This is a genomic window from Cryobacterium roopkundense (assembly GCF_014200405.1).
Lineage (GTDB): Bacteria > Actinomycetota > Actinomycetes > Actinomycetales > Microbacteriaceae > Cryobacterium > Cryobacterium roopkundense.
Genome location: NZ_JACHBQ010000001.1, coordinates 69,375 through 88,841, shown reverse-complemented (window position 1 = coordinate 88,841; position 19,467 = coordinate 69,375). Strand labels below are relative to the sequence as shown.

The 19,467-nt window shown below is 62.4% G+C and carries 27 protein-coding genes; all 27 read right to left on the bottom strand.

All coding sequences use genetic code 11. The features are described 5' to 3' along the window. The 27 genes from rplN to BJ997_RS00300 all read right to left on the bottom strand — a co-directional run bounded on the left by rplN (position 1) and on the right by BJ997_RS00300 (position 19,393). Positions 1-369 (bottom strand): 50S ribosomal protein L14, encoded by a 369-nt coding sequence (gene rplN, locus BJ997_RS00430; RefSeq protein ID WP_035834620.1) that lies wholly within the window; start codon positions 367-369, stop codon positions 1-3. Between the two features lie 33 nt (positions 370-402). Then, a complete protein-coding gene (rpsQ, locus tag BJ997_RS00425; RefSeq protein WP_035834619.1) occupies positions 403-702 on the bottom strand; it encodes a 30S ribosomal protein S17 in 300 nt (99 codons plus the stop codon). 2 nt (positions 703-704) lie between these two features. Next, a complete protein-coding gene (gene rpmC / locus BJ997_RS21690; protein ID WP_035834618.1) occupies positions 705-1,052 on the bottom strand; it encodes a 50S ribosomal protein L29 in 348 nt (115 codons plus the stop codon). Further along, entirely contained in the window at positions 1,052-1,471 is a 420-nt protein-coding gene (gene rplP / locus BJ997_RS00415) for a 50S ribosomal protein L16 (protein ID WP_035834617.1), read from the bottom strand. Before rplP ends, rpmC begins: the two co-directional genes overlap by 1 nt. Next, on the bottom strand, positions 1,471-2,253 hold the full coding sequence (gene rpsC, locus BJ997_RS00410) for a 30S ribosomal protein S3 (RefSeq protein ID WP_035834615.1): 783 nt from the start codon (positions 2,251-2,253) through the stop codon (positions 1,471-1,473). The genes rplP and rpsC overlap by 1 nt, the downstream gene beginning before the upstream one ends. Beyond that, complete coding sequence (gene rplV, locus BJ997_RS00405; protein WP_035834614.1) at positions 2,253-2,618, bottom strand: 50S ribosomal protein L22; 366 nt, start codon at positions 2,616-2,618, stop codon at positions 2,253-2,255. Before rplV ends, rpsC begins: the two co-directional genes overlap by 1 nt. Before the next feature lie 26 nt (positions 2,619-2,644). Beyond that, positions 2,645-2,926, bottom strand: coding sequence for a 30S ribosomal protein S19 (gene rpsS / locus BJ997_RS00400; RefSeq protein WP_035834613.1), 282 nt, complete (start codon positions 2,924-2,926; stop codon positions 2,645-2,647). A gap of 9 nt (positions 2,927-2,935) precedes the next feature. After that, positions 2,936-3,775: a 50S ribosomal protein L2 gene (gene rplB / locus BJ997_RS00395; protein WP_035834612.1), complete on the bottom strand. Its 840-nt coding sequence runs from the start codon at positions 3,773-3,775 to the stop codon at positions 2,936-2,938. Positions 3,776-3,799: 24 nt separating this feature from the next. Further along, entirely contained in the window at positions 3,800-4,102 is a 303-nt protein-coding gene (rplW, locus tag BJ997_RS00390; protein ID WP_035834610.1) for a 50S ribosomal protein L23, read from the bottom strand. Continuing rightward, complete coding sequence (gene rplD, locus BJ997_RS00385; protein ID WP_035834609.1) at positions 4,102-4,752, bottom strand: 50S ribosomal protein L4; 651 nt, start codon at positions 4,750-4,752, stop codon at positions 4,102-4,104. The genes rplW and rplD overlap by 1 nt, the downstream gene beginning before the upstream one ends. A 5-nt stretch (positions 4,753-4,757) precedes the next feature. After that, entirely contained in the window at positions 4,758-5,417 is a 660-nt protein-coding gene (gene rplC, locus BJ997_RS00380; RefSeq protein ID WP_035834608.1) for a 50S ribosomal protein L3, read from the bottom strand. A gap of 8 nt (positions 5,418-5,425) precedes the next feature. After that, positions 5,426-5,734 carry a 30S ribosomal protein S10 gene (gene rpsJ, locus BJ997_RS00375; RefSeq protein WP_035834607.1) on the bottom strand — a complete coding sequence of 103 codons (309 nt, stop codon included), beginning with the start codon at positions 5,732-5,734 and terminating at the stop codon, positions 5,426-5,428. Positions 5,735-6,207: 473 nt separating this feature from the next. Beyond that, positions 6,208-7,401, bottom strand: coding sequence for an elongation factor Tu (gene tuf / locus BJ997_RS00370; RefSeq protein ID WP_035834606.1), 1,194 nt, complete (start codon positions 7,399-7,401; stop codon positions 6,208-6,210). A 136-nt stretch (positions 7,402-7,537) separates the two neighbouring features. Continuing rightward, positions 7,538-9,652: an elongation factor G gene (gene fusA / locus BJ997_RS00365; RefSeq protein WP_035834605.1), complete on the bottom strand. Its 2,115-nt coding sequence runs from the start codon at positions 9,650-9,652 to the stop codon at positions 7,538-7,540. Positions 9,653-9,742: 90 nt separating this feature from the next. Then, entirely contained in the window at positions 9,743-10,213 is a 471-nt protein-coding gene (gene rpsG, locus BJ997_RS00360; RefSeq protein ID WP_035834603.1) for a 30S ribosomal protein S7, read from the bottom strand. Further along, positions 10,213-10,587, bottom strand: coding sequence for a 30S ribosomal protein S12 (gene rpsL, locus BJ997_RS00355; protein WP_035834602.1), 375 nt, complete (start codon positions 10,585-10,587; stop codon positions 10,213-10,215). Before rpsL ends, rpsG begins: the two co-directional genes overlap by 1 nt. 308 nt (positions 10,588-10,895) lie before the next feature. After that, positions 10,896-11,546 carry a hypothetical protein gene (locus BJ997_RS00350; RefSeq protein WP_035834600.1) on the bottom strand — a complete coding sequence of 217 codons (651 nt, stop codon included), beginning with the start codon at positions 11,544-11,546 and terminating at the stop codon, positions 10,896-10,898. A gap of 26 nt (positions 11,547-11,572) precedes the next feature. Continuing rightward, complete coding sequence (locus BJ997_RS00345) at positions 11,573-12,061, bottom strand: DUF6121 family protein (protein WP_052541837.1); 489 nt, start codon at positions 12,059-12,061, stop codon at positions 11,573-11,575. 133 nt (positions 12,062-12,194) lie between these two features. Next, entirely contained in the window at positions 12,195-13,118 is a 924-nt protein-coding gene (locus BJ997_RS00340; RefSeq protein ID WP_052541836.1) for a hypothetical protein, read from the bottom strand. Between the two features lie 84 nt (positions 13,119-13,202). Continuing rightward, on the bottom strand, positions 13,203-14,051 hold the full coding sequence (locus BJ997_RS00335) for a prepilin peptidase (protein WP_338080913.1): 849 nt from the start codon (positions 14,049-14,051) through the stop codon (positions 13,203-13,205). A 69-nt stretch (positions 14,052-14,120) separates the two neighbouring features. Further along, the gene (locus tag BJ997_RS00330; protein ID WP_152602040.1) at positions 14,121-14,408 is read right to left on the bottom strand and encodes a hypothetical protein; all 288 of its coding nucleotides are present in this window, start codon (positions 14,406-14,408) and stop codon (positions 14,121-14,123) included. A 126-nt stretch (positions 14,409-14,534) separates the two neighbouring features. Beyond that, complete coding sequence (locus BJ997_RS00325; RefSeq protein WP_035834598.1) at positions 14,535-15,260, bottom strand: type IV pilus inner membrane component PilO; 726 nt, start codon at positions 15,258-15,260, stop codon at positions 14,535-14,537. Between the two features lie 2 nt (positions 15,261-15,262). After that, positions 15,263-15,928 carry a hypothetical protein gene (locus BJ997_RS00320; RefSeq protein ID WP_035834597.1) on the bottom strand — a complete coding sequence of 222 codons (666 nt, stop codon included), beginning with the start codon at positions 15,926-15,928 and terminating at the stop codon, positions 15,263-15,265. Further along, the gene (pilM, locus tag BJ997_RS00315; protein WP_035834596.1) at positions 15,925-16,968 is read right to left on the bottom strand and encodes a type IV pilus assembly protein PilM; all 1,044 of its coding nucleotides are present in this window, start codon (positions 16,966-16,968) and stop codon (positions 15,925-15,927) included. The genes BJ997_RS00320 and pilM overlap by 4 nt, the downstream gene beginning before the upstream one ends. Before the next feature lie 19 nt (positions 16,969-16,987). Further along, a complete protein-coding gene (locus BJ997_RS00310; protein WP_035834595.1) occupies positions 16,988-18,415 on the bottom strand; it encodes a hypothetical protein in 1,428 nt (475 codons plus the stop codon). Then, positions 18,406-18,975 carry a hypothetical protein gene (locus tag BJ997_RS00305; RefSeq protein ID WP_035834594.1) on the bottom strand — a complete coding sequence of 190 codons (570 nt, stop codon included), beginning with the start codon at positions 18,973-18,975 and terminating at the stop codon, positions 18,406-18,408. Before BJ997_RS00305 ends, BJ997_RS00310 begins: the two co-directional genes overlap by 10 nt. Before the next feature lies 1 nt (position 18,976). After that, positions 18,977-19,393 carry a hypothetical protein gene (locus BJ997_RS00300; protein ID WP_183323203.1) on the bottom strand — a complete coding sequence of 139 codons (417 nt, stop codon included), beginning with the start codon at positions 19,391-19,393 and terminating at the stop codon, positions 18,977-18,979. Between the last annotated feature and the right edge of the window lie 74 nt (positions 19,394-19,467).

Below are 19,467 nucleotides of genomic sequence, written 5' to 3'. Positions count from 1 at the left end.
TTAAATAACCTCCGGTGCCAGCGAGATGATCTTCATGAACTTCTTGTCGCGAAGCTCGCGACCGACCGGTCCGAAGATTCGGGTGCCGCGGGGGTCACCGTCTGCCTTCAAGATCACTGCAGCGTTCTCATCGAACTTGATGTAGGAGCCGTCTGGACGACGGGTCTCCTTCTTGGTGCGAACGATGACAGCTTTGACGATGTCACCCTTCTTGACGTTGCCGCCGGGGATTGCATCCTTGACCGTGGCGACGATAACGTCACCGAGGCCCGCGTAACGACGGCCGGAGCCACCGAGAACACGGATGGTCAAGAGTTCCTTGGCGCCGGTGTTGTCGGCAACCTTGACGCGTGATTCTTGCTGAAGCACTTTTTATCTCCTTCTGTCAAGTAAGCGCGAGGCTTACTTGGCCTTCTCGAGAATTTCGACCAGGCGCCAGCGCTTGGAAGCGCTGAGCGGACGGGTCTCACTGATCAGGACCAGGTCACCGATGCCGGCGGAGTTCGCCTCATCGTGCGCCTTCAGCTTGGATGTACGGCGGATGACCTTGCCGTACAGCGGGTGCTTCACGCGGTCTTCAACCACGACAATGATGGTTTTGTTCATCTTGTCGCTGGTTACGTAGCCACGCAGCGTCTTGCGGTATCCGCGTACGAGCTCGGTAGCTTCGCCTGCGACGACCGTTTCGTCAGTCTTCGCCATGACTAGGCCTCCTTCGTCTCGACGGCCTCGGCTGCGGCGTCATCCGTGGTGGACTCCGGCGCGGCCTTGGCCTTCTTGGTCTTCTTTTCTGCCTTCTCAGCCTTGGCCGGAGGCTCGACTGCAACGGGCGTGGCACGAATGCCCAGCTCGCGTTCGCGCAGAACTGTGTAAATGCGAGCGATGTCGCGCTTCACGGCGCGCAGGCGGCCGTGGCTTTCGAGCTGGCCGGTAGCCGACTGGAAGCGCAGGTTGAACAGCTCTTCCTTGGCCTTCTTCAGCTCTTCGAACAGTCGCTCATTTTCAAAAGTATCGAGCTCGACTGGGGCGAGCTCCTTGGTTCCGATCGCCATTATGCGTCGCCCTCCTCGCGCTTGATGATGCGTGCCTTGAGGGGCAGCTTGTGAATAGCACGGGTCAGTGCTTCGCGAGCAACGGCGTCAGTGACACCAGAGAGCTCGAAAAGAACGCGACCCGGCTTGACGTTGGCAACCCACCACTCGACAGAACCCTTACCGGAACCCATGCGGGTTTCGGCCGGCTTCTTCGTGAGCGGACGGTCGGGGTAGATGTTGATCCACACCTTTCCGCCACGCTTGATGTGACGCGTCATGGCGATACGAGCGGACTCGATCTGACGGTTGGTCACATATGCGGGGGTCAACGCCTGAATACCGTACTCACCGAACGACACCGTGGTGCCACCGGTTGCGTGGCCGGTACGGCCCGGGTGGTGCTGCTTGCGGTGCTTGACCTTGCGGGGAATCAACATTATTTAGCCTCAACTCCTGCTGCGACCGGAGCTGCAGCCGGCGTAGTTGCCGGAGCATCTACGCGGGGCGCGCGGCGCGGTCGGTCGTCACGACGCTCGGGGCGGGACGACTTAGCGTTGGCCTGCTCGCGAGCGAGTTCCTTGTTGGTGATGTCGCCCTTGTAGATCCAGACCTTCACGCCGATACGGCCGAAGGTGGTCTTGGCTTCGTAGAAGCCGTAGTCGATGTTCGCACGGAGCGTGTGCAGGGGCACACGGCCTTCGCGGTAGAACTCCGAACGGCTCATCTCGGCGCCGCCGAGGCGACCGGACACCTGGATGCGAACACCCTTGGCGCCGGCGCGCTGGGCGCCCTGCAGGCCCTTACGCATCGCGCGGCGGAAAGCCACACGAGCGGAGAGCTGCTCGGCAATGCCCTGGGCGACAAGCTGTGCATCCTGCTCGGGGTTCTTGACCTCGAGGATGTTCAGCTGGATCTGCTTGGCGGTGAGCTTCTCGAGATCGGAGCGGATGCGCTCGGCCTCCGCACCGCGGCGACCAATCACAATGCCCGGACGGGCAGTGTGAATGTCAACACGGACACGGTCGCGAGTGCGCTCGATCTCGATACGGGACACGCCGGCGCGGTCGAGGCTGGTGCTCAACAGGCTGCGGATCTTGACGTCTTCTGCAACGAAGTCAGCGTAACGCTGACCCGGCTTCGTTGAGTCAGAGAACCAACGCGACACGTGATCGGTGGTGATTCCCAGACGGAAGCCATAGGGGTTTACTTTCTGACCCATTACTTCGTACCCTCCTCAGGAGTGGTGAGCACAACCGTGATGTGGCTGGTGCGCTTCTTGATTTCGAAAGCGCGACCCTGTGCACGAGCCTGGAAACGCTTGAGGGTCGTACCCTCGTCAACGAATGCCCGGCTGATGAACAGGTCCTGCTCGTCCAGATACGTGTTCGCAGCATCTGCCTTGACCCGTGCGTTCGCGATGGCCGAGGCCACCAGCTTGTACACGGGATCGCTCGCGCCCTGGGGTGCGAACTTCAGAATGCCCAGCGCTTCGTGCGCCTGCTTGCCGCGAATCAAGTTGACAACGCGACGAGCCTTCTGGGGGGTAACGCGGATGTGACGCACGCGTGCGATCGACTCCACCATTTCTTCTCCTCCTTCACGTCCCCGCGTTAGCGGCGACGGCCCTTCTTGTCGTCCTTCACGTGTCCACGGAAGGTGCGCGTGGGGGCGAACTCACCGAGTTTGTGCCCAACCATGCTCTCGGTGACGAACACCGGGATGTGCTTGCGACCGTCGTGCACTGCGATGGTGTGCCCGAGCATGTCGGGGATGATCATCGAGCGGCGCGACCAGGTCTTGATAACGTTCTTGCTCTTGGCTTCGTTCGCCGTGACTACCTTGCGAAGCAGGTGGTCGTCAACGAAGGGGCCTTTCTTAAGACTGCGTGGCATCGTCTACTCCTACTTACGCTTCTTGCCGACGGTGCGGCGACGAACGATGAGCTTGTCGCTTTCCTTATTCGGGTGGCGGGTGCGCCCTTCCTTCTGGCCCCACGGGGTAACGGGGTGACGTCCACCGGACGTCTTACCCTCACCACCACCGTGCGGGTGGTCGACCGGGTTCATGGCTACACCACGAACTGTCGGGCGAACGCCTTTCCAGCGCATACGGCCGGCCTTGCCCCAGTTGATGTTCGACTGCTCGGCGTTGCCGACCTCGCCGATCGTTGCACGGCAGCGAGCATCCACGTTGCGGATTTCGCCGGAGGGCAGACGCAGCTGGGCGTAGACACCTTCCTTCGCCACGAGACGAACAGACGCACCGGCGGAGCGGGCCATCTTGGCGCCACCACCCGGACGAAGCTCGATCGCGTGAATGATGGTACCGGTGGGGATGTTCTTCAACGGCAGGTTGTTGCCGGGCTTGATGTCAGCCCCGGCTCCCGACTCGATGATGTCGCCCTGGTTGAGCTTGTTCGGGGCGATGATGTAACGCTTGGTGCCGTCCACGAAGTGCAGCAGCGCAATGCGAGCCGTGCGGTTCGGGTCGTACTCGATTTCGGCAACGCGGGCGTTGACGCCGTCCTTGTCGTTGCGCTTGAAGTCGATCACACGGTACTGGCGCTTGTGGCCACCACCGATGTGGCGAGTCGTGATGCGACCCTGGTTGTTACGTCCACCGGTCTTCGAGAGCGGCCGCAGAAGCGACTTTTCCGGGGTGGAGCGAGTGATTTCCGCGAAGTCGGCGACGGATGAACCGCGACGACCCGGGGTCGTGGGCTTGTACTTACGAATAGCCATTTCTGTTCCTCTTGTCCGCGCCGCTTAGCCGACGGCCGTGAAGATGTCGATGGAGCCGGACTTGAGCGTGACAATGGCACGCTTGGTGTCCTTGCGCTTGCCCATTCCGAACTTGGTGCGACGGGTCTTGCCCACGCGGTTCAGGGTGTTGATCGAAGCGACCTGCACCTTGAAGATGGACTCGATCGCGAGCTTGATCTCCGTCTTGTTCGAACGGGGGTCAACGATGAAGGTGTACTTACCCTCGTCGATCAGGCCGTAGCTCTTCTCAGAGACGACCGGAGCGATGATGATGTCGCGGGGGTCCTTGTTGATCGCGGTAGCCATTATGCGGACACCTCTTCCTTCTTGGTCTTGCTCGCCACAAATGCGTCGAAGGCACCCTTGGTGAAGACGATGTCGTCGCTGACGAGCACGTCATAGGCGTTGAGCTGGTCCCACGAAAGGATGTGAACCGTCGGGAGGTTGCGAATGCTTCGCAGCGTCATCTCGTCGGTACGCTCCAGGATGACCAGCACGTGCTTGCTGCTGGCGATCTGCGTGAGCAGGGCCTGGGCGGTCTTCGTGTGGGGAGTCTCGCCCGTGAAGAGCGACTCAACGATGTGCAGGCGGCCGCCACGTGCGCGGTCCGACAGAGCACCCTTGAGGGCTGCGGCGATCATCTTTTTCGGGGTGCGCTGGTCGTAGCTGCGAGGCGTCGGTCCGTGGACGATGCCACCACCGGTCATCTGGGGAGCGCGGATCGAGCCCTGACGAGCGCGACCGGTTCCTTTCTGCTTGAACGGCTTGCGACCTGCACCGGAAACTTCTCCACGGCGTTTGACCTTGGAGGTTCCCTGGCGTGCGGCAGCGAGCTGCGCGACAACGACCTGGTGGATGAGCGGTACGTTTGCTGCGACGTCAAAGAGTTCGGCGGGCAGCTCTGCTGAGCCGGCCTTCGCGCCCTTGGCGTCGAGGATGTCGAGTGCACTAGTCATAGTGACTACGCTCCCTTCACTGCGTTGCGGACGAATACGAGGCGGCCACGAGCACCGGGAACGGCGCCCTTGACGAGCATGACGCCCTTGTCGGCGTCAACCGAGTACACCTTGAGGTTCAGCACGGTAACGCGCTCGCCACCCATACGACCGGCCATGCGCATGCCCTTGAAGACACGGCTCGGGGTCGAGGAAGCACCGATGGAACCGGGCTTACGGTGGTTACGGTGCGAACCGTGGGAAGCGGAGACACCCTTGAAGTTGTGACGCTTCATAACACCGGCGAAACCCTTACCCTTGCTGGTGCCCATGACATCAACCTTGGTTCCGGCAGCGAAGACACCGTCAACGGTGAGCTCCTGGCCCAGGGAGTAGTCAGCGGCATCCGCGGTGCGGAGCTCGGTGATGTGGCGGCGAGGCGTGACGCCGGCCTTGTCGAAGTGACCGGCAAGGGGCTTGTTGACCTTGCGCGGGTCGATGGCACCGGCGGCGATCTGAACGCCGTTGTAGCCGTCGACAGCCTTGGTGCGGATCTGCGTGACAACGTTCGGCGCGATCTCGATGACGGTAACGGGAACAAGCTTGTTGTTCTCGTCCCACACCTGAGTCATGCCGAGCTTCTTGCCGAGGAGGCCCTTGGTGGTCTTGGTATCGGAGTAAGACATCGCGGGCCCTAGAGCTTGATCTCGATGTTGACGTCGGCCGGGAGGTCGAGGCGCATAAGCGAGTCAACGGCCTTCGGGGTCGGGTCAATGATGTCGATCAGACGCTTGTGGGTGCGCATTTCAAAGTGCTCCCGGCTGTCCTTGTACTTGTGAGGGGAACGGATGACACACACCACGTTCTTCTCGGTCGGAAGCGGCACCGGGCCGACGACAGTAGCGCCCGCGCGGGTCACTGTGTCGACGATCTTGCGCGCCGAAATGTCGATGACCTCGTGGTCATACGACTTAAGTCGAATGCGGATCTTCTGTCCCGCCATGTCGAACTCTCTCTCTGTTGAGGCGTCTTACATACAAGAGCGCATTAGTCTCAGGTTGCATTGGACGCCGTAGTAGCACTGCTGCTGCCGCACCACTGTTCATATGTCAATTTCGACCCACGCCGAAAAAACCGGCCCGAGTCGATCAACGTTCGGTTCCCAGAGCAGAACCTGGGGGCTGGCATGAAAAATCCATGTCAGTCAGAAGTTGATTTACGCTGTTCTGCTACCCACGGCCTAACCTGGGTCCCCGACCCGGCTCTCCCCGAGGGGAAAGCGAGTGAGACACGGCTATGCACTGCCTGGTAGTGATTCCGAAACGCGCTTACACGCACCCGAAAGTGTTGAACTAGAAGAGTCTGCCACACGGGTGGGCCATTGTGCAACCCGGGCGTGTCGCGACCGGCGTGTCGTGTGAAATGGGCACAAAAAAGGGCCGATCCCGGAGGATCGGCCCTTCTGGTGAAGCTGTGTTACTTGATGATCTTCGTCACGGTTCCGGCGCCGACGGTGCGGCCACCTTCACGGATAGCGAAGCCGAGGCCCTCTTCCATGGCGATCGGCTGAATCAGCGCGACAGTCAGGTCGGTGGTGTCGCCGGGCATGACCATCTCGGTGCCCTCGGGCAACGTGATGACGCCGGTGACGTCGGTGGTACGGAAGTAGAACTGCGGGCGGTAGTTCGCGTAGAACGGGTTGTGACGTCCACCCTCGTTCTTGCTGAGGATATACGCGGTGCCCTCGAAGTCGGTGTGCGGCGTAACCGAACCCGGCTTGACGACAACCTGGCCGCGCTCAACGTCTTCGCGCTTCGTGCCACGAAGAAGAAGTCCACAGTTCTCGCCGGCCCAAGCCTCGTCGAGCTGCTTGTGGAACATCTCGATACCAGTGACCGTGGTCTTCTGCGTCGGGCGGATGCCGACGATCTCGACCTCGGAGTTGATCTTGAGCGTTCCACGCTCGGCGCGGCCCGTAACGACGGTTCCACGACCGGTGATCGTGAAGACGTCCTCGATCGGCATCAAGAACGGCTTGTCCTTGTCGCGGATGGGGTCGGGGATGAAGTCATCAACGGCCTGCATGAGCTCGAGGATGTTTGCGGTCCACTTCTCGTCGCCCTCAAGCGCCTTGAGTGCGGAGACCGCGACAACGGGAGCGTTGTCGCCATCGAAGCCCTGGCTGGACAGCAACTCGCGAACTTCGAGCTCAACGAGCTCCATGATCTCTTCGTCGTCAACCATGTCGGCCTTGTTCAGCGCGACGAGCAGGGTGGGGACGCCAACCTGCTTGGCGAGCAGAACGTGCTCACGGGTCTGAGCCATCGGGCCGTCGGTAGCGGCAACCACGAGGATTGCGCCGTCCATCTGAGCAGCACCGGTGATCATGTTCTTGATGTAGTCAGCGTGGCCCGGAGCGTCGACGTGCGCGTAGTGGCGCTTGTCGGTCTCGTACTCAACATGCGAGATGTTGATCGTGATGCCGCGCTGGCGTTCCTCGGGAGCCGAGTCAATCGACGCGAAGTCGCGCTGAACGTTGATCTTGGACGGGAACTTATCGGCGAGGACCTTGGAGATCGCTGCAGTCAGCGTGGTCTTTCCGTGGTCAACGTGACCGATGGTTCCGATGTTTACGTGCGGCTTTGTCCGCTCGAACTTGGCCTTGGCCACTGTGGGTCCTCCTCAGGACTCGCGTGCAAATACTCGATTGTTTTTGTGAACAATCGCAGGATGCGCTGGATGTGTCTACTTATGTTACTCAGGCCGGGTGGCCAAAGCGATTCGGCCCGAAGGCCACCCCAAGAGGCTATTCGCCCTTGTTCTTGTTGATGATCTCGTCGGCAACAGCCTTCGGGACCTCCGCGTAGCTCTCGAACGTCATCGAGTACACGGCACGGCCTGAGGTCTTCGACCGCAGGTCACCGATGTAACCGAACATTTCCGAGAGGGGCACGTGGGCGCGAATTACCTTCACGCCCTGCGCGTCCTCCATGGTCTGGATCTGCCCACGACGCGAGTTGAGGTCTCCGATTACGTCACCCATGTATTCCTCAGGGGTGCGAACTTCGACGCTCATCAGCGGCTCGAGCAGTACGGGGTTTGCCTTGCGAACAGCTTCCTTGAAGCCCATCGAGCCGGCAATCTTGAACGCCATCTCCGAGGAGTCGACGTCGTGTGCGGCACCGTCGAGCAGGCTTGCCCGAACGCCGACCATGGGGTAACCGGCCAGGATGCCGACGTGCAGGGCGTCCTGGATTCCAGCGTCCACGGAAGGGATGTATTCACGCGGGATACGACCACCGGTGACCTTGTTCACGAACTCGTACGACTTGTCCGCAGTGATTTCCATCGGCTCGATCGCGATCTGAATCTTCGCGAACTGGCCGGATCCACCGGTCTGCTTCTTGTGCGTGTAGTCGTGACGCTCAACGGCCTTGCGGATCGTCTCGCGGTAGGCGACCTGGGGCTTGCCAACGTTCGCTTCCACGTTGAATTCACGCTTCATACGGTCGACGAGGATGTCCAGGTGAAGTTCACCCATTCCCTTGATTACCGTCTGGCCAGTTTCCTGGTTCTGCTCGGTACGGAACGTGGGGTCTTCTTCGGCGAGCTTCTGGATAGCGAGGCCCAGCTTTTCCTGGTCCTGCTTCGTCTTCGGCTCGATCGCGACCTCGATGACCGGGTCAGGGAACGTCATGGACTCGAGTACGACCTGGTTGTTCGGGTCGCACAGGGTGTCGCCCGTGGTGGTGTCCTTGAGGCCGATGACCGCGTAGATGTGACCGGCGGTAACGAAACCGACCGGGTTCTCCTTGTTGGCGTGCATCTGGAAGATCTTGCCGATGCGCTCCTTCTTGCCCTTGGTCGAGTTGATGACCTGGGCTCCGGAGTCGAGGCGGCCGGAGTACACGCGCACGTAGGTGAGGCGACCGAAGAACGGGTGCACCGCAACCTTGAACGCCAGAGCCGTGAACGGCTCGTCGGCATCCGGGTGACGCATGATGACCTTCTCCTCGTCGCGAACGTCGTGCGCCTCAATGGCGGCCACGTCGAGCGGGGTGGGGAGGTAGTCAACGACAGCATCGAGCATCGGCTGGACGCCGCGGTTCTTAAACGCAGAACCACAGAGAACCGGGTAGATCTCGCTGTTGATGGTGAGCTTGCGGATCGCAGCCTTGATCTCGGCGACAGTCAGCTCTTCGCCGGCGAAGTAACGCTCCATGAGCTCGTCGTCAGTCTCGGCGACGGTCTCGAGAAGAAGCTTGCGGTACTCGGCGGCCTTCTCCACGAGGTCCGCGGGGATCTCTTCGATGGCGTACTTCGAGCCCATCTCCACGTCACCCTTGGAGTCTCCACGCCAGGTGAGTGCGCGCATCTGAACGAGGTCTACAACACCCTCGAAGCTGGACTCTTCACCGATCGGCAGCTGGATGACCAGCGGCTTCGCGCCGAGGCGCTTGATGATGGTGTCGACCGTGAAGTAGAAGTCCGCACCGAGCTTGTCCATCTTGTTGACGAAGCAAATGCGGGGAACGTCGTACTTGTCGGCCTGACGCCACACGGTTTCGGACTGGGGCTCAACGCCCTCCTTGCCGTCGAACACGGCAACGGCACCGTCGAGGACGCGGAGCGAACGCTCCACCTCCACGGTGAAGTCAACGTGTCCGGGGGTGTCGATGATGTTGATCTGGTTGTTGTCCCAGAAACACGTCGTCGCCGCGGAGGTGATCGTGATGCCACGTTCCTGCTCCTGTGCCATCCAGTCCATCGTGGAGGCGCCGTCGTGGGTCTCACCGATCTTGTGGTTGACACCCGTGTAGAACAGGATGCGCTCAGTCGTGGTGGTCTTGCCAGCATCAATGTGAGCCATGATGCCGATATTGCGGACCTTACTCAGGTCGGTGAGCACGTCAAGTGCCACGGGGGTCCTCCGGAAGGGTAGGGGTGGAAAAAGTGGAACAAAGCCGATACCCGGGCTCGCCGCACAGCGGCGAGCCCGGTCGAGACCTGACTACCAGCGGTAGTGAGCGAAAGCCTTGTTCGCCTCGGCCATCTTGTGAGTGTCTTCACGACGCTTCACAGCGGCACCAAGGCCGTTGCTCGCGTCGAGAATCTCGTTGGTGAGACGCTCGGTCATCGTCTTCTCGCGACGAGCCTTCGCGTAGCTGGTCAACCAACGAAGCGCCAGGGTGTTGGCACGGTGCGGCTTGACCTCAACAGGCACCTGGTACGTGGAGCCACCGACGCGGCGCGAACGCACCTCGAGGGTCGGGCGCACGTTGTCGAGTGCCTTCTTCAGCGTGACAACTGCATCCAGCTCGTTCTTGGCTGAAACGCCGGCGAGTGCATCGTAAACGATGCGCTCGGCCAGGCCCTTTTTGCCATCGAGAAGGATCTTGTTGACAAGCTGGCTGACGATGGGTGCACCGTAAACCGGGTCTGCAACCACGGGGCGCTTGGGAGCGGGACCTTTACGAGGCATTACTTCTTCTCCATCTTTGCGCCGTAGCGGCTACGAGCCTGCTTGCGGTTCTTGACGGCCTGGGTGTCCAGTGCGCCGCGAATGATCTTGTAACGCACACCGGGGAGGTCCTTAACACGGCCTCCGCGCACGAGCACCATCGAGTGCTCCTGCAGGTTGTGGCCCTCGCCGGGAATGTAGGCGGTGACCTCGGTGCCGTTGGACAGCTTGACACGGGCGACCTTACGCAGAGCCGAGTTCGGCTTCTTCGGGGTGGTCGTGTATACACGAGTGCATACGCCGCGCTGCTGCGGGTTGGACTTCAGGGCGGGAGCCTTGGTCTTGGTGACCTTGGGGCTGCGGCCCTTTCTGACCAACTGCTGAATGGTGGGCACTAATTACTCCTTGTTATTGCTGCACGGTGACAGCTTTGTGATGGTTAGCATTCGATTCGTCCGTCTCCGGGCCAATCGAGTTCATCTGGACCCGCCGTTCCGCACGAAATTGCTTTCGTTTCGGTTCGGTGGGTATGCCGTGGGGGCTGCTCGGTGAGCAAACCCTGCAGTGTGACCGCCGCGACTTTCTACGCGCTCTCGAACGAAATCCGGGGGCACACTTCAGGCGCACGACAAAGCGCACACCTTGCAACAATAACCTGCCCGTGGGCCCTTGGTCAAATGGAAACCGACCCGCGCCGCAACGCTCAGGAACCGCGCGGCCAGAGGGGAGAGTCGAGGGTGCTGCCGAGGTCCGCCAGCAGCGCCTGCACCTGCGGTTCCACGAATTCCGCAACGGCCGCCCGCATGCGCGCGCGGTGCTTCGCGAGTTCGACGCAGAGGCGCCGTCCGGCCTCGGCGGCATAGGCGTCCGATACCGCCACCTCGCGCAGCACCGCCGCCTTCTCATCGGCGCTCAGCGGCCGCGGCTCATCCGCTTCGTCGGACTCTGGCAGGCCGGCGAGATCGCCGAGGGTAAAGAGGTAGGGCGCGTCCGGCGCGGCAGGGGGATCGAGGTCGAGGCCGCGGTGCTCCGGATCGAGGCCTTCGGTCGGACGATACGCACGTCGAGCGCGACGCAGGTCATCGAGACGCAGCTCATGCGACAGGCGGGGCAGGTGCTGCTCGGTGTATTCGTCGACGGAGGCATCCACGACGATCTTCATGCGCATAGCGAGGGCATGCTGCACCGCGTGCGGCACGTCTTCGCTCAGGCCTGCAGCGGCAATGACCGGTGAGCCGAAGCACTGATGACACAGTCGGGCCCGCGTTCGATGCGTACCAGGGTGCCAGCGCGGCAACCAGCGCAGCCAGTTGTCAACCTCATGGCTGGTGCGCGACTCGATGGACCCCTCCATGACACCAAGGATACGCGAAATGCGCGCTATTCGCCGCGGCGTTCCCACGGCCACAGCGGCCGTCCCTGGGAGCCCACGTGTGCGGCGAGCAGCCAGGAGTAAGCCAACGTGACTGCAAACGCGAATAGGGCCGTGAGAGCTGTAAACGGACCGAGAACGATTCCGAGCGCGAACGATGTGGTCGCGCGCAGGTCGCCGTTTCCGAAGAGGTACACGAGCGCTCCCGCCGCCACGAACACCGCGGCGGCAACGACGCCGGTGACGAGCGAATAGCCCAGCATGACGCGCTGATGTTCGGGCCGGGTTCGAATGCCGACCCACACCATTCGCCCTGTCACGAACACCACGGAAACAGCGACCATGGTCGGGCCGAGGAGCGGCCCGGCGTCGGGGTCTACGATGACGTCGCGGTTGGTGACAAGGCTCACGACACCCAGCCCCGCCACGACCAACGCCAGGTAGAGGACGGCAGCAAAGATTGCCAGAGTGATCGCGTACTTTTGGTAGTCGCGCACGACCCCCCCCTCCCTGTGGGTGACGAACCGCCGGTCGAGGCACGTGCGATCAGGACCAGATAACGAGGCCTGAGGACCAGCCTGCGCGGTCTCGATCGCTCCTTCGTCGCGCCTCGATCAACGGGAAGAGCTCCTACTTGGAGAGCTGCGGCCCCTCGGCCAGCAGGTGCTCGTACTCGTGACGAGCCTCGATGTTACGAGTGGTGACGCGCTTGCCACGGCGAGCGATCCAGGCTCCGGCCCAGATGGGCACCTCCCGCGCGATGATCCCGGCCGCGAGTGCGCCGGGGTTCAGCCACTGGGTGGAGAGGAAACGGGAGACCTCGGCGGGACTCAGGTTCCAGGCCTGCACGGTGAGCAGCGCACCGCCGATGTAGGAGAAATACACCACGACGCCCACGAGGAAGCCGAAGAGCACGTAGGCCCACCAACCGCTGCGGTTGATCACAACCACGAGCAAGGCGAAAGCCAGGAAGAAGAACAGCACGGGAATGTAGAAGACCGGGCGAACGGCGAATTCCGTGAACGTCGTGGCGGCCACGGCGAGCGTGGTGCTGGTGACTCCCGCGATGATGAAGATCGCTATCGCGTAGATCACGGCGAAGACTCCAGTGGCCAGCAGGGCGATAAGCACGCCAACGCCGCGGTTACTGCGGTCGACCGGGCGCTGAGGCGCCTGAACGTAGATCGGCGACTGAGCCGCGGTTGCGGCGGGCGTGACCGGCTCATAGACGGGCTCGTTGACCGGCGGGGTCACGGGCGCGGCAGGAACGACCACTGCAGCGGGCACAATGACGGGTTCGGCAACCGTCGGCTGAGCAACGGTCGACTCCGGTTTCGCCGGCTCCGTTGCGATCTCGTCGCGGGGCGCCGCATAGTCGTCGGCGAGTGCCGGAACCGCCGAGTGGGATCCCGTGCCGGTGAAGTTTTCGGGCTCCTGCGGGGCAGCCGAGTCGTAGTCGATCTCGGTGTGCGGGGCGGGCGTCGTCGCATCCGTTTCAGGGTTCGTGCCGCCGTGGGGTTCGTTGCGTGCGTTGTTGGGTGTTGTGTCGCTCATGCTGCACTCCTCGTAGCCTGAATGGTGACTGACAGCTGTCATAGTACCAAGGCACAGGCCCGGAACCCGGGAGGGCCCGGCGCGTCACGCCAAACCGTAGAGTGACAGATACCCGGCTGCGAGCGGCACGCCGAAGAGGATTCCGAGCCAGGCACCCGCGAGCATCCAGGGCCCGAAGGGGATGCTGCTCTTGCGTCCGGCTCGCTTGGCCAACAGCAGGGCGACGCCGAACAGACCGCCGAGGAGGAAAGCGCCGAAGGCGCCCACGGCGAGTTGGCCCCAGCCGAGCCAGCCCAGGTAGAGCCCCAGTACGCCCGCAAGCTTGACGTCTCCGAAACCCATGCCGCCGGGCCGGATCAGGGCGAGCGCGAGGTAAAGGCCGAAGAGCCCCGCACCACCCACGGCGGCGCCGAGGAGGCGCTCGGGTTCGCCACCGAGCAGCGCAGCGGCGGTCAGCAGTACGACGGCCACCCAGTACGCCGGCAGCAGGATCCGATTGGGGAGCCGATGCGTATCGATGTCGATGAGGGCCAGGGCGATACTGATGGCTGCCAGGTACAGGAACGCCAATAGAGTGATGATCAGCAGAAGCAGGCCGGTGCCATCGGAAGGGACGGGCTGCCTCCCGACCACCCACCAGGCCACCACGCCGAAGAAGATCGCGGTGCCCAACTCCACGAACAGGTAGCGCGGAGAAACGGGAGCCCCACAATTGTGGCAGCGCCCACGGAGCAGAAGCCAGGACAGCACCGGCACGTTGTCCCGCCGACGGATAGCCACGCCGCACTGCGGGCACGCGCTCGGCGGAGACACCACCGACTTGCCCAGCGGCACCCGGTAGATCACGACGTTGAGGAAGGAACCGATCATGAGGCCGTAGACCACCGCAAGCGTGACGACAACGCCCACCATCACGCTGCTCAGTTCGGACACGCTCACCCCCGCCTTCCTGTCGTGGTCGACTCATACCGACCCCGAACCAACGCTATCGTCACCCGACGATCAGGCTCGCGGCGACGCCGTCACGAGCGCTAAAAAGAAGCCCTGCGCTGGGGCGGCGAGACTCAGATCGATATCGGCGATCGCTAATGTCGTCACGATGGCCGCGACGACCAGCACGACAACAAGCAGCCAGATTATGGCCAGGCGAGTGCGTGATCTCGGCGCATGCGCCGAAACGGGTGACTGCTCCGACACTTGCCGTCTCTGGGCTCGAACGATAACGCGTGCGACAGGGTCAACGGGCGGCATGACGGGGCGGGAGTCAGCGCGGGACAGAGTCCGATGCATGCTCGGGCCTCCTCTCGGGACCGCTGGATATGGGTAAAGTCTTCGTCAAGCGTAGCGACATCTACCCCCAAACGGGGGGTTTGCTGAGAATTCGGCTGAAATGCAGCTTTGTGTGCAGCGTTCGGGTCATTGAACCTCCGCGGCCTCCGCGTTCGAGTCAAGAAGAACGTAGACAAAGGCCGTGATGGTTCCAGTCACCGAACCCTCCACCGTGGGAACGGTCGTGGACACCGCGGTGACCAGCACCAACCGTTGTCGACTCTGAACGCCCGAGACGAAATCCAGCACGTTGTCGTATGGAGCGTCGACGGTGATCGAAATCGGGATGGCGATGAAGTTGGAGGGAGTGATGCGGGGGTCGACTCCCCCGACCGAACCCACCCCGGCCACGCCGGCGGTGACAGCGTTCGCAGCGACCGCATCGGCGTCGGTCGCAGCGCTGGGCGCCGGTGTGGGCGTGGCCTCCGGCGCCACGACTGCGGTGTCAACGACGGCCAGCAGCGCCGGGTCGTAGGCCTGCGCATCGTTCGCCGTAAACGCCGAAATCACCACCTGGCTGCTCGCGGCAACCTGGTTGAGCTCGCCAAGAAGTGCGGGCATCTGGGCGGAAGCGGGCACAGCCTGCACAATGTCGGACAGATCCGCTTTGAGCGAGTCGATGTCTTCGAACTGCTTCTTCAGCGACACGATTTGTGCCTCGTATGCGGCATTCTGAGCCAGTGTGGTTTCCCGCTCCGCAGAATGGGCGCGCACCTCGCTCAGCTTCGGCGAGATGCCGAGCACCCACCCGAGCACCACGACCGCGCCGATCACCAGCACGGCACCGATTACCCAGAGCCTGTTCTTGTCCACGATTACTGTCCCTCCGGGGCGAAGCGGCCCGAGAACGCGCCCTCGTTCACGTGCAGCACGAAGTCCACAGTGTAGGGACCCTCGGCAGTTCTCGTGATCACGGCTGGCTGGGAATCCGCGTAGCCGGGCAGCGTCGACATGCTGCCGAGCCACTCCGGCACACTCGTGACATCGGGGCTGGTGAACAGGATCCTGATAGTGGCCACCCGGGAATTCTGCAAAGGTGCAGTCGCCTGCTCATACGGAACAAGCGGTGATGCCGAATCGACGGACAGGGTGTCAACGGTGACGGTGCTCGGAACAAGAGCCCGCACTTCGGCAAGGTACGCCTTCCAATCGATCTCAGTGGATGCGCCGAACTGTCGCGCTGCCAGGGTGGTGTCCAAGGCCACCTGCACCCTCTGCACCTCGGAATATTTCGTCTGACTCGTGAGCAACTCAGTGGTGCGCTCCCGCGCGGCGTCAAGTTCCGCCTGGCTCTGCATGGAGTACCACGTAGAGGCCCCGATTCCTGACCCGACGAGCACCAAGACTGCCACCAGCAGACCGCCGAGGCGTCGCCTCGTAGCCTTGACTTTCTTGAGTGTGCGCACCTCTGGCGGGAGCAGGTCCATACGGGGTTCCGCGCCGAGAACAAGATCGACTGTTGTTGCCTTCTTGCCGGTCATGCTCCGCTCCCAAGTGCGAGGCCGAGGGCCACGTTGAACGCACCGTTCGTGGCATGGAGGGCGGCGGCATCAACTCCGCGCCCGAGCGCAACCGAGGCGAACGGATCTGCTGGCAGAATGGGCAGCCGGGTCAGCGCGCCGAGTGCCGCCGTGAAACCGCCGAGCTGAGCGCCGCCGCCGGAAAGCACTATTCCGGTCACCGGAATGTGCGGCCTGGTATTGGAGAAGTAGTTGACGGTGTTGCGCAGGCTGTTAAGCAGGTCGCTCGTCGCCTCGGTGATAATGGACGTCTCGGGGGCCTGACTGGTGGATGCCCCGGCGAGCCCGTGCTCGCGCTTTACCGACTCTGCAGTGGGAGCATCGACGGATAGGCCGAGCACGAGCGCCTGCGTGAGGTCTCCTCCGCCGGCCGGGATCAGTCGCACGAACTGCGGCACGCCGGCGAGGGTGATCACGACGCTCGTGGTGGCCTGCCCCACATCGATAAGGGCGACCGCCCCGTCAAAACTCGTGCCGCGGCACACCGCCCGGCTCACGGCGAACGGGATCAGATCAACCTCGAGGGCCGTGAGGCCAGCCAGCTGCACAGCGGCGATATTGCCCTGCACAGCCTCCTTCACAGCCACGATCAGCAAGCCATTGATCTCCGGCCCGTTCTCACCCTCACTCTCGTTGATCGGGTAAAAATCAAGCAAGGCCTCTGCGACGGGGACCGGGAGCATGTCAGCGACCAGAAAGGGCAAGGTCTCACGGATGCGCTTCATCGGCATCTTCGGAACCGCGAGATCGCGGGCTAGCGCGCGATGGTTTCCGATCCCCAGCACCACATTCTTGCTCTTGAACCCGCCGGTCGACCACAGTGTCTTGAGCGCTGCGGCAACAGTATTGGGCTCGGCGACCTCGCCACGGTTAACCGCGCCCTCAGGAAGAGACACTTGGTGGTAACGCACCAGCTTCGGGTGGGCCTTGCCGGCATCGCGCACCTCGACGGCGCGAAGCCCGGTTGTACCGATGTCGATTCCCACAACGTCCTTCGTCATGTGCTCCATCTTTCGTTCATCAGCCAGAGATCTCCCGAATCGACACGACGGCGCCCGGCTGCGGAATGGCGATGGTTGACAGCACGCTGCCCGTGTCAAGGTTCACCCCGGGCACGCCGATCTGAGTAAACGTGAACGTGGGGTTGTTCTTCACGGAGCTGTAATTGCCGGCGATGATCTGCCCGCTCCAGGTGAATCCATTCGCCCCCGAGAACGCACACGGCGTGTAAAGCAAAGCGTCGATCGGGTCATTGATCGCAAACCCGTTCTTGACTGAGAAGTCTCCTTGTGTGAGGGCTGTGCAGGTGGGCTGGGAATTTGCGAGAAGGTCCGGTGTGATAAACCAGATCTTGTGTAGCGCACTCGTCGACGACGAGAACTGCAACGAGTTGACCTCGGAGAAGTCAAACTTGTTGGCGTAAATCACCACGTCGCTGGTGAGGCTGACTGTCGTGTTGTTCGCCGCCGTGGGCCCGCCCAGACACCCGAGGGCATTCAAAATCAGGGGCTTGCCGGCCACGGTTCCCCCCAAGCTGCCATTGGGCAGCACGCAAGCCGACGGTGTGAGAACAGTCTTGATCTCATAGGGTGTGCCGGTGGAGTCGACCCATGAGGTGGGGCTGTAGCCCAGCTCGGTCCACGTGGGGATCGTGGGGATCACCGCCGAGTTCGTGTAAGTTCCACCCACGCGTGCGCCCGGGGGGTTCGGACTCACTGCGCCAGCGGTTAGATCGTCCCTAATGAGGCCCGATCCGAGGCTTGCCGTGCCCGAGACCCACGCGCTCCCGTTCACGGTACATGTGCTCGTGAAGGTGAGATTGCCGTTCACGATCACACTGCCGTTGACCACCGCGTTGTTCTTGGCACAATCGAAGTTGCCGCTCTTGACCATGAGACCCGCACCGGGTGACTCCGTCATGTCGAAGCTGGAATTTGCCTCGACTACCCCACCTTTGTAGAGATAGAGGGCCACTCCGCTCGGTTGTACCCCGGGAATAATGTATTTGAACACCGCTTCAACCTTTGTGGCGTTGCCTACGGTGGCACCGTTAATTCCCGCGGCCTCAGCAGTGCCGTTCGAGGTAATGCGTACCTGACTGGCGGTCAGCGCGGGACATCCGGCAAACCAAGCACTCCCCGTGTAGTACTCGATCGTTGCACTGTACTTGGGCGGGACCGCCGAAGAATAGGTCCCTGGCGTAGGTTGTGCAGCGCAATCCCCCAGAACGTACAGGCCCCTGCGGGCCGCCGCAATCCCGGCGTCCGCGGCCGCGCCCGATTGAACACCGGAGCGTGTGGCAGAACTTACTCCGTAGGCTCCCACGATCGATGCGGTGATGAGCGATGCGAAGATCAGCCCAACGGCCATGACACCGAGAACAGACGCCAGGGCGGCGCCGCGCTCCGGCTTGTCGCGCAGGGAGGCAAGTGTGCCAATCAGAAACATGTCAGGTTCCCCGATGCTCCGGCCCGACTCGTTGCGGAGCTGGAGATCACGACGGGCGGGTGATCACCGACAAGACTGTTGAAGTTCACGGTCAGACTCTGGCCGCTGGTCGTAAACACCGCTGCTCCCGATAGAGGCGTGATCCCTTGCTGCACGAGGGTCCAGTCCTGAAGTTCCGTCGGCGTGGGTGCGAGTATCGCCACGCTGGACTGCTTGAAGCGGATGCTTCCTTGGCCGCTCGCCGAGTAGTACCAGGCCACGCACTGCCAGGACAGCGTCGCGTCGCGTCGCGTCGTGCGGGCGACGAGGAACTGGTCGGTGCCGGACGGATTCGTCAGCAGGAAGTCTGTGGAATTGCGTACGTTGGTCTCGATTGAATCTGCCACTACCTGGGCCGACGTGGTCGCGGCCGTCATTGCACGCACACGTTCGGTCGTAGTGAGGCCGCTGACGAACAGAGAAGCGACGACTGTCACGACGAGGAGAAGAAGGCCGCTGTACACGATCAGTTCAACGAGCGTGTATCCCCGTTCTGGATCGTCGCGCTGAGGAAATGGCATCTCATTTCACCGCCACGAAAATCAGGCTCTTGGCCGAAGCCAGAACGGCGCCGGTATCGGTGCGCGTCACCGTGACAGCAACGGGCACAGTGATCGGATAGGACAGCGCAGCTGCGGGGCAGGCACCGCCGACAGTGCGAGCCACCTGAAGCGTGACGCCACGCGGGTCAAGCACCGTGAACGTCGACGCCGTGAGGCCCGTGCACGTGGTCTGGGCACGGGCGTTCTCCATCTCCTTGTTCACAAGCTGGGTACCGGTTGCCAGGGTTCCGTTGGCGGAGGATTGCCTAACCCCCTGCACAAGGAATGGCAGGAACGCCACGGCGAGGAGGGCAAGCAGAAACATGGACACGGCAATCTCAATGAGGCCGAAGCCTGCGTCTGCCAGCCTGGCCGACGAACTAGGTGAGACGGTCATGGCACCCACTTTCTCGAGCCGCTTCAGGCGAGCTTTTTGCGGTTGCAGTCACCTGTGGGGTGCCGCCTCGGCGA